The sequence below is a fragment of the Kitasatospora sp. Ki12 genome, assembly GCF_054601375.1.
Window position 1 is genome coordinate 1796910 of the sequence record NZ_BAAIHT010000003.1, and the last position, 13975, is coordinate 1810884.

At 73.6% G+C, this 13975-nt stretch carries 12 protein-coding genes; 6 read left to right on the forward strand and 6 right to left on the reverse strand.

Features of this window, described 5'->3' with window-relative positions; genetic code table 11:
• Positions 1-57: 57 nt before the first annotated feature.
• Positions 58-453 (reverse strand): VOC family protein, encoded by a 396-nt coding sequence (locus tag ACYP53_RS38480; RefSeq protein WP_459650803.1) that lies wholly within the window; start codon positions 451-453, stop codon positions 58-60.
• A gap of 283 nt (positions 454-736) precedes the next feature.
• Here ACYP53_RS38480 and ACYP53_RS38485 point away from each other — a divergent pair, with 283 nt between their 5' ends.
• Both ACYP53_RS38485 and ACYP53_RS38490 read left to right on the forward strand, forming a co-directional pair.
• A complete protein-coding gene (locus ACYP53_RS38485) occupies positions 737-1198 on the forward strand; it encodes a nuclear transport factor 2 family protein (protein ID WP_189913967.1) in 462 nt (153 codons plus the stop codon).
• Positions 1199-1319: 121 nt separating this feature from the next.
• The gene (locus tag ACYP53_RS38490) at positions 1320-2426 is read left to right on the forward strand and encodes an HD domain-containing protein (RefSeq protein WP_459650804.1); all 1107 of its coding nucleotides are present in this window, start codon (positions 1320-1322) and stop codon (positions 2424-2426) included.
• Positions 2427-2444: 18 nt separating this feature from the next.
• Here the strand turns inward: ACYP53_RS38490 and ACYP53_RS38495 are convergent, their stop codons facing one another.
• Together ACYP53_RS38495 and ACYP53_RS38500 are read right to left on the reverse strand one after the other, a co-directional pair.
• Entirely contained in the window at positions 2445-3215 is a 771-nt protein-coding gene (locus tag ACYP53_RS38495; protein WP_459650805.1) for an HAD hydrolase family protein, read from the reverse strand.
• 71 nt (positions 3216-3286) lie between these two features.
• A complete protein-coding gene (locus ACYP53_RS38500; protein ID WP_459650806.1) occupies positions 3287-4258 on the reverse strand; it encodes a TrmB family transcriptional regulator in 972 nt (323 codons plus the stop codon).
• Between the two features lie 362 nt (positions 4259-4620).
• Here ACYP53_RS38500 and ACYP53_RS38505 point away from each other — a divergent pair, with 362 nt between their 5' ends.
• From ACYP53_RS38505 to ACYP53_RS38520, 4 genes are all read left to right on the forward strand, one after another.
• A complete protein-coding gene (locus tag ACYP53_RS38505; RefSeq protein ID WP_459650807.1) occupies positions 4621-4764 on the forward strand; it encodes a hypothetical protein in 144 nt (47 codons plus the stop codon).
• Positions 4765-4771: 7 nt separating this feature from the next.
• Entirely contained in the window at positions 4772-5068 is a 297-nt protein-coding gene (locus ACYP53_RS38510; protein WP_459650808.1) for a hypothetical protein, read from the forward strand.
• Positions 5069-5206: 138 nt separating this feature from the next.
• Positions 5207-6436: a hypothetical protein gene (locus ACYP53_RS38515; RefSeq protein ID WP_459650809.1), complete on the forward strand. Its 1230-nt coding sequence runs from the start codon at positions 5207-5209 to the stop codon at positions 6434-6436.
• Positions 6437-6483: 47 nt separating this feature from the next.
• Positions 6484-7521, forward strand: coding sequence for a transglycosylase family protein (locus tag ACYP53_RS38520; protein ID WP_459650810.1), 1038 nt, complete (start codon positions 6484-6486; stop codon positions 7519-7521).
• A gap of 128 nt (positions 7522-7649) precedes the next feature.
• Here the strand turns inward: ACYP53_RS38520 and ACYP53_RS38525 are convergent, their stop codons facing one another.
• From ACYP53_RS38525 to ACYP53_RS38535, 3 genes are all read right to left on the reverse strand, one after another.
• A complete protein-coding gene (locus tag ACYP53_RS38525) occupies positions 7650-9260 on the reverse strand; it encodes a hypothetical protein (RefSeq protein WP_459650811.1) in 1611 nt (536 codons plus the stop codon).
• 95 nt (positions 9261-9355) lie between these two features.
• Positions 9356-10192, reverse strand: a complete 837-nt coding sequence (locus ACYP53_RS38530; RefSeq protein WP_459650812.1) for a leucyl/phenylalanyl-tRNA--protein transferase — start codon at positions 10190-10192, stop codon at positions 9356-9358.
• A complete protein-coding gene (locus ACYP53_RS38535; RefSeq protein ID WP_459650813.1) occupies positions 10189-13764 on the reverse strand; it encodes an amino acid adenylation domain-containing protein in 3576 nt (1191 codons plus the stop codon). Before ACYP53_RS38535 ends, ACYP53_RS38530 begins: the two co-directional genes overlap by 4 nt.
• Positions 13765-13975: the final 211 nt, after the last annotated feature.

The window sequence follows — 13975 nt, forward strand, 5'->3', positions numbered from 1 at the left end:
TAAAAGCGGAGTGGGAAGTCGGCCCAGCCGACTTCCCACTCATCCTCGTCTTTCGCCCTACGCGGGCTGGCGGCGCTCCCGCAGGGAGATCCGGTTGCCGTCCGGGTCCGACGCCTCGATGGCGATGCCGAACGGGTACGCCTCCGGCTCGTCCTTGTCGAAGGTCACCCCACGGTCGCGGAACACCTTGAAGTCCGCCCGCAGGTCGTCCGACTCCAGGATGACCGGACCGGGCGCGGCCGCCGCCCCGATCTCGACCGGCTGGCCGACGGCCGGGCCGTGCGACCAGAGAATGATGTCCACCGGGCTGCCGGGGGCACCCACGGTGAGGAACCGCCCGTCGGGGCCGGGGTAGTCGATCCGCTTCTCCAGGCCGAGCTGCTCCGTGTAGAAGCGCAGCGCCCGGTCCTGGTCGGTGACGTACACGGTGACGTACATGAGGTTGGTGAGCATCGCGGGTTTCCTTCCGTCGTTCGGTCTACTGCACCGACGGATCCCGGGCGGGACATGTGACGGACAGCCGAGGAAAAGATCCTCGCGACCGACTGACGGTCACATGACGGATGCTGCGTGTGCGGCGGGTCGAGCAGAGTGGGGACAGGGCCCGTACGCCCCGCAGCTACTGACGCCCTGTCGGACACCCCGTCGATTGTTTGGGAGTGGGAAGTCGGCCCGGCCGACTTCCCACTCCCGGGCGCTCCGCCCCGCACCACTGCCGAGCCCCAGGGAGAAGACCATGCCAGCCACCGCCCGCCCGTCCGACCCCTCCGAGACGAGCCGCCACGCCATCAAGGACCTGATCATCCGCTACGCCGCACTCGTCGACGCCGGCGACTTCGCCGGGCTCGGCCACCTCCTCGCCGACGCCACCTTCACCGGCAGCGGAAAGCCGCTGCACGGGCGCGAGGAGATCGAGCGGATGTTCCGCGACACCGTGATCCTGTACCCGGACGGCACCCCGCGCACCCAGCACGTCGTCACCAACACCGCCGTCGAGACCGACGAGCAGGCCGGCACCGCCACGGCCCTCTCGTACGTCGCCGTCCTCCAGTCCCTCCCCGGGCTCGACCTCCAGTTCATCGCCGTCGGCCGCTACGACGACCGCTTCGAACGGCACGACGGGCAGTGGCGCTTCACCGAACGACAGGTCCGCATCACCCTGATCGGCGACGTCAGCGGGCACCTGCGCACCCCATGAGCCGCACTCATGGCCACCCGGTCCCCATGAGCGACGCACACCGACCGACCCCCGGTGCCCCGCGAGGAGACCCCTCGAAAACCACCGCGCCGCCCGTCGCCGATGCGCCTAGGGTGACCCGATGGCCATCCACACCGATCAGACCTCACCGCAGGATCCCGTGGACCGTCCCGCCCGTCCCGCCCGTCCGGCCCTCCCCGCCCGTCCGGTCCCGACCGATGTCGCGGGCCTGGCACAGGAGTTCACCGACCCGCTGTGGCGGATACCGGTCCGCCTGAACCCCGTCGAAGTCGCACTCCTCCGGACCGAACCACTGCGGCGCCTGCACTTCGTCGCCCACGCGGGGGCCTCGACGCTCACCACCCTGCAGTCGTACTCCAGGCTCGAACACAGCCTCGGGGTCCTCGCGCTGGTCGCCCACTTCCGCCCGGCGGACGAACTCCTGCGGGTCGCGGCCCTGGTGCACGACATCGGCCACCTGCCCCTGAGCCACACCGCCGAAGGCCTCGGCGGCCTCGACCACCACGCGATCGGCGCACGACTGCTGCGGGCCGAGCCGATCCGTCCGGTGCTGGCCGGGCACGGCATCGACGCCGAGGCCGTCGCCGCCGTCCTCGACGGACAGGTCCCCTCGCCCCTCACCGGCCGCTCCGGCCCCGGCTCCGGCCCCGGCTCCGGCTCCGGGCTGCTGAACCTCGACCACCTCGACTCCTACGTGCGCAGCGGCCGTGCCGCCGGCCGTCTCGACCTCGATCCGGGCCTCCTGCCGGCCCGCCTCGACCTCCACGACTCGGCGGTGTCGACCGACCGGGAGACCGCGGCCGCACTCGTCGCCCTGGTCCGCGCCGAAGCGCTGCTCCACACCTCCTGGGACAACGTCGGCCCGGTCTCGGTGGTCAGGCGCCTCACCGGCCGGCTGCTCGACACCGCGCCGCTCACCCCGGCCCGGCTCGCCCGGATGACCGATCCCGAACTCTGGTCCGCCTTCGACTCCTGCGCCGCCACCCGGGCGGAGAGCCGCCGGATCCGCTACGAACCGCACCGGCTGGCGGTCACCGTCGGCCCCGCTCCGGCGGACGGCCCCGGCTGGGGCTTCTCCCTGCGCAAGATCTACAGCTCCGCACCCCTGGTCGAGGGCAAGCGCATCGAGCAGACCGCACCCGAACTGGCCACCGAACTGGCCGCCCTGCAGCAACTGCCCACCGATTTCCACCTCCACTGGACCTGAGCCCCCCGGCCCGACCCCTCAGGCCGCGGGCCCCGCCGCCGCCAGCCGGGAGATCTCGGCGGCTACGGCCGCCGGGTCGGCCGCGACGGTGACGCGGGCGACCCCGTCCAGACCGGGGTGGCCGCCCACCCGCACCGAGTGCCGGGCGTTGCGCAGCAGGTCGAGGTCGTTGATGTCGTTGCCGAAGGCGTCGTACCCGTCGATGCCCAGCGAGGCCAGGGCCTCCCACTTCGTGGTGGCACCCGGGGCGAAGTCGATGATCGCCTCGTCCTGGTGGTGGTTGACCGTCATCCCGAGCGCGCGCCCGGCCTCGGCGAGGGCCGCCATGTCGGTCGCCGAGACGACGAGGAACTTCACCACGGCGGGGAGGTCCGCGAGGTCCACCCGGCGGGCGAGCCCGCCCTGGTCGACCCTCCCGCGGATGGGGTGGTCGGCCGGCCCGGTGTACGCGTAGTCCCACGGGCCGTCGGCGAGGTACTCCGCCCGGTACCGCTCCACCTCCGCCAGCAGCCGCGCGAACACGTCCCGCTCGAACACCGCCCGCGCCCGGACCCGCCCGTCGACGGACACCAGGCTGCCGTTCCCCCCGATCAGCACGGCCCCCGGAAAGCCCCCGCCGAGCACGGGCAGCAGGTCCCGCACGGGCCGAGCCGACGCGAACACCAGCCTGCGACCGGCCAGCTCGCACTCCTCGAGGGCGGCGACGATCCGGCCGTCGATCGACCGTCCGTCGAAGCAGAGCGTGCCGTCGATGTCGAAGACCGTGGCGGGGGCGCTGGAAGTGATCATCGTGTGATGGTATCCAGCCTGCGTCGTACACGATGCATGAGGCCGCCTCGTCGACGGCAGGGACAGTGCGCTCAGAGCCAGCCGTTCTGGGCGGCCTTGATGCCGGCTTCGAAACGGCTGGCGGCGTTGAGCCGCTCCATGATGGAGGCCATGTGACGGCCGACGGTACGGGAGGAGATGCCGAGGCGCTGGCCGGCGGTGTCGTCGGTGAGGCCGGTGCCGAGCAGGCGCAGCAGTTGGCGCTCGGTGGCCGTGAGCCCGGTGGCCGGGTCCTCAGGGGTGGTGGCGCCGAGCGGAACGGCGGTGTTCCAGGCCTGGTCGTAGAGGTCCAGCAGGGCAGCGAGGATGCCGGGTTCGGTGACGTGGAGGGCGCCCTTGCGGTGGTCCTCCGGGTCGATGGGGACGAGGGCCTCGCGGCGGTCGGCGATGACGATGCGCTGCGGGATGGTGGGGGCGGTGCGGACCTCACCGCCCCGACTGATCAGCCACTGCGCGTAGTTGGCGACGTGCGGCTGATGGCGGGTGGAGTCCTGGTACAGGGTGCGGATGGCGATGCCGCGGGCGAGGGCCCCGGCGTCTCCCGGGCGGGAGGCATCGAGGTCCTCGGCGCGCTGGTTGCCGGGCTGGCTGCTGAGGGCCTCCCTGGTGGTGGTGCGGCTCATCTGCTCCAGGCGGTGATGGACGGCGTCCATACCGAGCAGGCGTTCACCATGGGCGGCGTGGTGTTCGGCACGCTCGGCGACCATGCGGGTGACGGCGGCGCGCGACGCGGCGAGGGCGGCCTGGCGGGCGGCGAGGTCGGCCTCCTGGCGGGCGAGCATGTCGGCGAGGCCGACGGCCGGGTCGACCGCCCGCATCCGGCCCGGATGGTCCGCCGAGACCCGGACCAGCATGAGGTGGCCGAGCTCGTCGAGGCAGTCGTGGACCTGCGTGGCAGTGAGCGCGCAGCGACCGGCTATCGCCTCGACGTCGTCGGCAGGGTGGTCGAGGAGCGCCTGGTAGACCCGTCCGGCACGGGCCGACAGCCCCAGCGCCTCCAGCATGTTTTCCCCCGAATGTGGTGATTCGCCAGCTCCCGCGTGTGCGAGTGCACACGAAGCGTCGTGATCCTTTCACCAGGCGGCGCCGCCCACAAGTTCGATCAGGCGCCCTCGGAGGTGGTTCGCGTCACGCGCGTCCGGGGCGGCGCCCGTCGGGAAATGGTTGACACGGACATGTCCATATGTCCGGAGTCGGACAGGCCGATTGGCGACACCCACAAGGCCTTCCGAGGGGTTCCCCGAGCGGCGAAGCTAGTGATCGCCGCCAGGGAGAACGCCCGACGGCAACCGGACGGACGTCAACCGCGGGACGTGCCTACCGGATGAATCCCCTTGCATCCAACGACAGTTGAGGACATCCGATCGTGATCCACACCCGTATCGCCAAGGCCGCCGCGGTCATCGCCGTCTCGCTGGGCGCCCTGCTCGCCGCCCCCGCCGCCCTCACCACCGCCCCTGCGGACGCCCCGGGCACCACCGTCAACGCCAGCTTCGGCTGGGGCGGCTGACCGACAGATGGACGTCATCTACGCCGCCCTGCAGCGCAGGGAGACCGCCGGGCCAATCCCGGCCGGTGAGGCGGATGAGGTCCGCGCCGTCCTGTGGGCCCACGCCCGACCCGACGACGCCCTTCAACACGTCACCGTCAACAGCGAGGCCGACCGCGTCGACCTGATCGTCTACCTCGCCACCCGTGACCCCGGTTCCGCGGCGGACAGCCTCGCCCGGGTCCACGCCCTGGTCTCCCGGGGCCACCAGGCCTCACCCCTGATGCAGCGGCGCTACCTGCCGCCGTCCCCGCCCGGCCACTGACCCGGCACCCTTCGGCCTGCCGCCCGCGCCGACCGCTGTTCCTGCAGGACAGCCGTCCGCCCACGCACGCCGGTCAGCCGCACCACGTCCCCGGCACCCCATGCCGTCACCCCTTGATCCACCATGAGGAATTCAGCCATGCCGTCCAAGACCTCCAAGCTCATCCGCATCGCCGTGGCCGCCGCGATCGCCACCTCCGGCGCCATCGCCACCACCGCCATCACCGCCACCACCGCCCAGGCGGTCGGCACCTCCGCCGCCGACGGGCAGATCACCCGCAGCGAGATCCTGGCCCGCGGCAAGTCCTGGGTCGACGCGCAGGTCCCGTACTCGCAGGAGGCCCCCTTCCGGACGGACAGCAACGGCACCTACCGGCGGGACTGCTCCGGTCTCGTGTCGATGGCCTGGCACATCGACACCGCAGGCACCAACGGCGGCTTCACCACCGGAAGCGCCCCCTCGTGGTCCACCCGGCTGGGCAGCCTCGACGCGCTCAAGCCCGGAGACACCCTCAACAACATCAGCACGCACATGGTGCTGTTCGTCGGCTGGACCGACGCCAGCCACACCATGGCAACGGTCTACGAGGAGCCGAAGCCCGGGGGGCACGCCCAGCAGCGCGACATGAGCCGCTCCGAGATCACCAACGGCGGCTTCCTGCCCTACCGCTACAACAAGGTCGTCGACGACGTGCAGACCCGCCCGAGCAAGGTCGGCGTGTACCACCAGGCCAACCAGACCTTCTACGAGGGCAACAACGCCGGCGGCACGCAGGGTTCGGCGAAGTTCGGCAACCCTGGCTGGAAGCCGATCGTCGGGGACTGGAACAACGACGGCGTCGCCAGCATCGGCGCCTACGACCCGGACACCGCCACCTTCTACGAGAGCAACGACAACACCAACGTCTCCGGCTCCGTGAAGTTCGGCAACCCGGGCTGGACCCCGCTCGCGGGCGACTGGAACGGCGACGGCGTCACCAGCATCGGCGCCTACGACCCCAGCACCGGCACCTTCTACCTCACCGACGACAACAGCACCATCGTGGTGAACTCCACGTTCGGCAACCCGGGTTGGATCCCGATCGTCGGCGACTGGAACAAGGACGGCAAGGACAGCATCGGCGCCTACGACCCCAGCACCGGGACCTTCTACGAGAGCAACGACAACCGCACCGTTTCGGGCTCCGTGAAGTTCGGCAACCCCGGCTGGCTCCCGGTCACCGGCGACTGGAACAACGACGGCGTCACCAGCATCGGCGCCTTCGACCCGAACACCGCCACGTTCTACCTCAGCAACGACAACAGCTCCATTGCCACCAGCTTCGTCTACGGCACCCCGGGCGACATCCCGATCGCCGGCCGCTGGTAATCCACCCCGGCCTCACATCACCCGACACGAAAGGGAGTCAACCCAGCATGCCGAAGAACAAGCCGGCCACCCGCCGCACCCGCTCGCTCGCCGCCGTCGCCGTCGGCGTGGCCGTCCTGTCCGCAGCCTCTCAAGGCCTCGCCCACGCCGCGTCCGTGAGCACCTGGGACAAGGTCGCCAAGTGCGAGAGCGGCGGGAACTGGTCGATCGTCTCGTCGAACGGCCTATACTACGGCGGCCTGCAGATCTCACTGGACACCTGGAAGGCCTTCGGCGGCACGGCAGTCGCCCCCCGCCCCGACCTCGCCACCAAGAAGCAGCAGATCCTCATAGCGGAGAAGATCCTCGCCGGCCAGGGCGCCAGTGCCTGGACCTGCGCTCCGGGAACCGGGCTCTCGACCGACCACGCCAAGCCTTACTCGGACGGCATCGGTGCGTACGACCCCAGCACCGGCACCTTCTACGAGAGCAACGACAACACCACCGTCGCCGGCTCGGCGAAGTTCGGCAACCCCGGCTGGACGCCGCTCGTGGGCGACTGGAACGGCGACGGCGTCGACAGCGTCGGCGCGTACGACCCGAACACCGGCACCTTCTACCTGAGCAACGACAACAGCACCGTCGCCGTGAACTCCACGTTCGGCAACCCGGGCTGGATCCCGATCGTCGGCGACTGGAACAAGGACGGCAAGGACAGCATCGGCGCCTACGACCCCAGCACCGGGACCTTCTACGAGAGCAACGACAACCGCACCGTTTCGGGCTCCGTGAAGTTCGGCAACCCCGGCTGGACGCCGCTCGTGGGCGACTGGAACGGCGACGGCGTCACCAGCATCGGCGCCTACGACCCGAACACGGGGACGTACTACCTGAGCAACGACAACAGCACCGTCGCCGTGAGCACCACCTTCGGCAACCCCGGCTGGAAGCCGCTCGCCGGCGACTGGAACGGTGACGGCAAGGACAGCATCGGCGGCTACGACGCGGGAACCGGCACCTTCTACCTCAGCAACGACAACAACAGCGCCGCCGTGACCACGAAGTTCGGCAACCCCGGCTGGCTGCCCCTCAAGGGAAGCTGGTAACGGCCAACCGCCAGACCGGTCCTGGAAGCCCCGCCCGCACCCAACACGCGGACGGGGCTCCGGGCTTTCGACGTCACGAGGCCTCCTCGACCGGAAAACCGGTCAAGGAGGCCGATGGTGACGATGCGTCAGCTCTTGGTGGGCTTCGGGGCGGGCAGGGTCGCCGAGCCGCCGATCAGTGGCCACTCCTTGTGGAACGGCGGGAGCGGCAGCTTGCCCTCGATGATCGGGGTGCCGAAGACCTTGAGGTGGGCGGTGAGTGCCCCGTTCAGGTCGACGCCGCCGACCAGGGACCAACTGCCCTGGACCTGCGGCGGGTTGCCGGAGGAGTCGGCGACCAGGGAGCCTTCGGCCTGGGCCTTCAGGTAGGGCGCGACGGTGGTCTCCACGCCGACGGTGTCGTACAGGCCGACGCTGATCTCGGCGCCGAGCGCGGCCCGCACACCGGCCTTGCCGTTGAGGCGGACGTGGACCGGGGTGACCTTGGTGTCGGCGCTGGTGACCGGGGTCCAGCCCTTGCCGCCGGTGTAGTCGGCGCGCACGGCCCAGGTGCCGGCGGCGTCCTGCTCGGCCTCCAGGTGGACCTGGCCGTCGGCACTGACCTCCAGGTAGCAGGTCAGGCCGAGGTTGACGACCACGGGCAGGCCGGCGACGGTCAGCACCGGGCTGGCCTGCAGCTTGGCGAAGGGCACCCGGATGGGCGCCGCGCCGGTGTTGCGGGCGACGTCGCCGGTGACCTTCCACTGGGCGTGGGCGCCCAGGTCGAAGCCGATCGACGCGGTGCGCGGGCTTCCGGCGGCCGCGCCGTGGTAGGCGAAGTGGACGGCCGGGTGGAGCTGCAGCGAGCCGGAGGCGTCCAGGCTGGCGCCTTCGGGCAGCGGCACGGGGGCCTTGAGGTCGACCTCCAGGGTGCCGGAGGCGTCGGCCTTCACGCCGTTGAGGTCGGCGCCGACGCTCGCCTTGAGGTCCTTGACCAGCGGGGTGACCTTGATGCCGTGCGGGTCGACGGGCACGCTGCCGTCGGCCTCGGTGCCGCCGAGGAGTTCGGCGAGGGTGGCGGGCCGGGTCGCCAGGTTGAGGGTGCTGCCGGCGCCGGGGTGGACGGCGGTGACGGCGACCAGCGCGCCCTGCGGCGCGGCGGCGGTGGGCGGGCTGGCGATCAGCTGGCCGGGCTGGACGGCCGCGACGGCCGCCGCCGAGGCGGCTGCCGAGGGCGCGGACGCGGCCGGGGCGGCAGCCGGGGGCGGTGTCGGGGGCGGTGTCGGGGGCGTGGCCGCCGAGGGCTTGCCGGCCGACGGCGCCGCGCTCGGGGAGGCCGGGCCCGCCGGGGCCGGGCCGCCGGCGGCGGACAGGACCGCCGTGCCGCCGGCCGGGTCGTAGGCGGTCAGCTGCAGGCTCCTGGTCGCCGCGGTGACGGCGGCGCCGTCCTTCCCGGGGCTGCCGATCGCGGCCTGCGTGTCCCCGGCGGGTGCGGCGGTGACGGGGACCGCGGCCGCGCCCGCGGCCGGGCGGCCGGCGGCGGGCGAGGCGGCCTTGGCGCGCGGGGTCCCCGCGGCCGGTGCGGGCGCGGCCGGGGTGCCCGCGGCGGCGGTCGCGGTCGGGTCGGCGACGGTGGCTGCGGCCGGGGCGGCGCCGGTCTGGGTGGTGCCGGGGCTGGTCGGCCCGCACGCGGCGGCCCCGGCGAGGATGAGGGTGAGGACGGCGGGGCCCGCGGCCCTGCCTATCGAACTCTTGAACACGCGGCGTCATGTTACTGACGAGGAATAAGTTTGTCGAAGAGAGGCCGAACGGAGGCCGAATCGACACTGAACAGAGGTTTACGGGCAGGGGCAGGTCACCCCAGCCGTGCCACCGGCATCGGCACGCCCTCCAGGACCGGGCCGCTCGCCTCGTCCCCGTCGCCACCGCCACCGCCACCGGCCAGCTCCGCCAGGTACCGGACCCGCGCCACCGGCTCGGCCCCGAGGCTGCGCACGTGCGGGCCGTCCCACTGCGCGTCGAGCAGCCGCCCGCCCGCCGCGCCGAACCGCGCGCCGAGGTCGGCGACGGCGACCCGGGCGGCGTCCGGGCGGCGGCGGAACATCGAGTCCAGGCTCAGCACCGGACCGACCGCGACCCCGAACACCCCGCCGATCAGCTCCTCCCCCTCCCACACCTCCCCGCTGTGCGCCGCCCCGAGCGCGTGCAGCCGGGTCAGGGCCAGCGCCAACTCCTCGGTGAGCCACGCCGGTTGCCGCCCGTCGGCGCACGCCTCCAGGACCCGCCCGAAGGCCCGGTCCGCGCTCGTCCACCAGGCCGACCGGTTGCGCAGCCGCCGGGCCAGCCGGTGCCCGAGCCGCACGCCGTCGGCCGCGATCACCGGCCGGGGGTCGGGCGACCACCAGGCCAGCGCGTACGGGTCTCCCCCGCCCGGCAGCAGCGCCACCTCGCCCGCGTCGACGGCGTCCCCGTACAGGGCCTCGTTGTACGCGCTCGCGTACTCGTCCGCCGCCGGCAGCGGGAACAGCCCGCGCCGGTACGCCGCCAGCAGTTCCGCCGGCCCGAGCACTCCGCCGAACGCCACCGGGCCGTCGCCCGGCGCGTGCCGCAGGTCGAGCGCGTCGAAGAGGTCGGGCTCGTCGAGGGCCGCGGCCGCCTCGCCGGACCCGCCCACGGCGCCGGCCCCGCTCACCCCGCCGCCTCCAGGTATCCCTCCGCCTCCAGGCCCGCCAGGTAGTGGTCGATCAACCCGGCGTCCACCGGCGGCAGTTCGATCCCGCTGCCGGTCAGCGCCGCGTCCGTGTTGGCCCGGTCGAACAGCGGGAACGTCGGCTGGAAGTACATCTCGCTGATCGACAGCTCCGACCCGGGCGCGCGGTCCACGAACAAGGGGACGAACGGCGCGATCGGGTGCGTCGGCCGCCCCGCCGCGAACCGGATCAGGCCCTGCACCCACTCCCCGTACGGCAGCAGGTCGATCCGGTGGCCGCGCGCCCGCAGTCGGTCGGCCAGGTCCACCAGGAGACCCGGCTGCGGCGAGGTGAGGTGGTAGACCTCGCCGTCGGCGGGGGCGTGGGCGGCGATGTGGGCGACGGCGCGGGTGAAACGGTCGGCCGGGACGAAGTCCAGCAGCAGTCGGACGTCCGGGCACGTACCGCTGTCCGCCAGGTACTTGATCAGCGCGCACAGCTCGGTGCCGGTGTTCATCACGCCGCTCGCCAGGTCCCCGGTGACGTCGTTGGTGCGCAGCACCGTGACCGGCAGTCCGGCCGCGGCCGCGTTGTGCAGCAGCTGCTCGGCCACCCACTTGCTCTCGACGTAGCCGACGCCGATCCGCTCGGGGTGGGCGAGCGGGGTCCGTTCGGTGACCTTGTCGACGCCCGCCGCCCCGAAGCCGGCCAGGACCGCGAGGGTGGACAGGTAGTGCACCGGGATGCCGCGGCTGTGCCCGGCGAGGCGGACGATCTCCCGGGTGCCGCCGACGTTGGCGTCGCGCAACTGGTGGTAGGGGTAGAGGAAGTTGACCTGGCCGCCGAGGTGGAAGACCGCGTCCAGGGTGCTCGCCATCCGGTCGAACTGACGCTCCGTCAGGCCGATCCGGGCGCGGGTGAGGTCGCCGACCAGCGGCACCACCCGGCGGTCCGCGAGGTCGTGCCGCAGGAAGCGCTGCTGGGTGGCCCGCAGCCGCTCCAGCGCGTGCTCCTCGTCGGGCGCGCGCACCAGGCAGTGGATCCGGGCCCGGGTGGTGGCGAGCAGCGCGTGCAGCAGGTGCGCGCCGCAGAAGCCGGTGGCACCGGTGAGCAGGATCTCGGCGGGTTCCGCGCGGGACGGCGCGGGGCTCCAGGACTGGCCGACCGGGTCGGTCAGCCGGGCCTCCTCGAACCAGTCGACGGCCGCCTCCCCGCCGCCGACCCGCCCGGCGGCGGTCGCGGGCGTGGCGGCGGTCGCGGGCGTAGCGCCGGGGGCGGTTCCGGCCCCGGCGCCGGTACGGGTCCCGGTGTCCGTACGGGCCTCCTGCAAGGCCTGCGCGAAGGCCCGCAGCGCGGGGTCGCGCAGCAGCGCGCGGGTGAGCGCCCGCACCCGGCCGACGTCGACGCCGAACAGGATCCGGGCCCGTGCCAGCATCTCCATCGCCAGCAGCGAGGTGCCGCCGAGCGCGAAGAAGTCACCGTCCGGGCCGACGCTCTCGACGCCGAGCAGCTCCGCCCAGAGGTGCCCGACCGCCTCCTCGATCGCGGGCGCGGACGTCGTCGCCGTCCCGGGCGCGGCCGCCGCCGTGGCCGCCGCCGCGTTCCCGGGCCCGGCCGCCGTCCCCGCCTTCGGGGCCGTGCGCACCGGGGCGTGCGGCAGCCGGCGCCGGTCGATCTTCCCGGCCGCCGTGAGCGGCATCTCCTCCACCGGCACGAACTCGGCCGGCACCAGGTACTCCGGCAGCCGCTCGGCCAGGAACGCCCGGATCCCCTCGGCGCGGTCGGCCACCCCGGCCGCCAGCGTGTAGTACGCGGTGAGCGTCCGGCTGCCGTCCGCCGCCGACCCGTCGGCCGCGACCCGCGCCTGCCGTACGTCCGGGTGCGCGGCCAGCACCGCCTCGATCTCCGCCGGGTCCACCCGGTGCCCGCGCACCTTCACCTGGTCGTCGAAGCGGCCGAGGATCTCCAGCTGCCCGTCCGGCCGCCACCGCCCGGCGTCGCCGGTGCGGTACATCCGCTCGCCCGGCAGCGGCGCGTACGGGTCGGGCAGGAAGCACTCCGCGGTGAGCCCGGCCTGCCGCCAGTAGCCCCGGGCGAGGCCGGGCCCGCCCAGGTGGATCTGCCCCTTCTCGCCGGGCCGGACCGGGCGCAGCCCCGCGTCCAGCACGTGCACCCGCACGCCCGGCAGCGGCCGGCCGATCGGCACCAGGGCCGCCGACCCGCCGTCGCGGAGGAGCTCCGCCGTGACCTCGCAGAGCGTGGAGGTGACGGCCGCCTCGGTGACCCCGTAGGCGTTGAGCAGCCGGGCGCCGGGCAGCCGCTCCAGGCACTCCCGGCAGTCGTCGGCGTGCACGACGTCCCCGCCGACCACGACCAGCCGCAGCCCGGCCGCGCCGCGCCCGCCGGGCGGGAGCAGGTCGAGCACGTGGTGCCAGTAGGCGGGGGTGAAGTCGGCGACGGCCAGGCCCAGCCTGGGCAGCCGGCCGACCAGCTCGGTGGGCGCCCAGGTGCCGCCCCCGCCGCCCTTCCCCCCGCCCAGGACCACCGTCGCGCCCGCGAGCAGCGCGCCCAGCACCTGCTCCAGGGCGGTGTCGGAGCCCAGCGCGGCCAGCTGCAGCACCCGCTCGCCGGGCGCCAGCCGGTAGGCGCGGACGATCCGGTCCAGGGTGAACACCAGGGCGCGGTGGGTGACCGGGACGCCCTTGGGACGGCCGGTCGTGCCGGAGGTGTAGATCAGGTACGCGAGGTCGTCGGGGCCGGCCTCGGCGAGCGGGTTCGAGGCGTCGTAGGGGCGGGCGTCCTCGTGCGGGCGGGCGTCCTCGTGCGGGCGGGCGTCCTCGTGCGGGCGGGCGTCCTGGGGGTGATCGACGCCGGGCCCGGCGTCGGTCACCCCCAGGACGGAGGCCCCCGGAAACCCGTCACCGTCGGTGACCACCACCCGTGCCCCGCAGTCCTCGACCAGCCGGGCCAGCCGCCGCCGCGGGTGCGCCGGGTCCAGCGGCAGGAAGGCCCCGCCCGCCTTGAGCACCCCGAGCCAGGCGGTGACCAGCTCAATCCCGCGCTCCAGGCAGACCGGCACCACCCGTTCCGGCCCGATCCCGCGCGCCCGCAGCTCGGCGGCCAGCCGGTCGCTGCGCCGGTCGAGTTCGCGGTAACTCAGCGTGGCGCCCTCGGCGACGAGGGCGACGGCCTCGGGGTCGTGCGCCGCCCGCGTGCGGAACAGTCCGTGCACCGTGTCGGCGAAGCCCGGCACCGGCTCGGCGAACCCCGCCGGCGCCCACCGGACGCCCTCCGCCCGCGGGAACCCCAGGGCGGCCGGCCGCCACTCCCGCTCCACCCAGGCCCGGCACTCGGCCCGCCCGGCCGGCCCGTACACCCGGTGCCAGCCGCCCGGGACGGTCAAGTCCCCCGGCCAGAGCGCGTACTGACCGTTGTCGTTGCTGACCACGGCGTGACGGCCGGACCTCGCATCCGCACGTACGCCCTGTGCGCTGTCTAGTGCGTCGTCCACCGGCTTGACCTCGTGCTGTGGCGGCAGAATGCTTGGGAGTGCGACATTTCCGACTATACGCACTCAGGACACATTGAGAACGTCCGGTCCCCCGACCGACCGGACGCCGCACACGTGCGCGAAGAAGCGCCCGTCCCACGCGCGGAACCGCGCCCCACCAGGGCGCGAGGACGCGCGACCGCCCCGTCGCCCGAGGCCGCCGCAAGACGCTCCCGGGCCCCGCCCTCGCCCGAACTCCCCCGCCCGACCGGCGGGGTGATGTCGCGGAGGAGGT

Coding starts and splice junctions, on each gene's coding strand:
- ACYP53_RS38480 (WP_459650803.1), bottom strand. CDS start 453: ATGCTCACCAACCTCATGTACGTCACCGTGTACGTCACCGACCAGGAC.
- ACYP53_RS38485 (WP_189913967.1), top strand. CDS start 737: ATGCCAGCCACCGCCCGCCCGTCCGACCCCTCCGAGACGAGCCGCCAC.
- ACYP53_RS38490 (WP_459650804.1), top strand. CDS start 1,320: ATGGCCATCCACACCGATCAGACCTCACCGCAGGATCCCGTGGACCGT.
- ACYP53_RS38495 (WP_459650805.1), bottom strand. CDS start 3,215: ATGATCACTTCCAGCGCCCCCGCCACGGTCTTCGACATCGACGGCACG.
- ACYP53_RS38500 (WP_459650806.1), bottom strand. CDS start 4,258: ATGCTGGAGGCGCTGGGGCTGTCGGCCCGTGCCGGACGGGTCTACCAG.
- ACYP53_RS38510 (WP_459650808.1), top strand. CDS start 4,772: ATGGACGTCATCTACGCCGCCCTGCAGCGCAGGGAGACCGCCGGGCCA.
- ACYP53_RS38515 (WP_459650809.1), top strand. CDS start 5,207: ATGCCGTCCAAGACCTCCAAGCTCATCCGCATCGCCGTGGCCGCCGCG.
- ACYP53_RS38520 (WP_459650810.1), top strand. CDS start 6,484: ATGCCGAAGAACAAGCCGGCCACCCGCCGCACCCGCTCGCTCGCCGCC.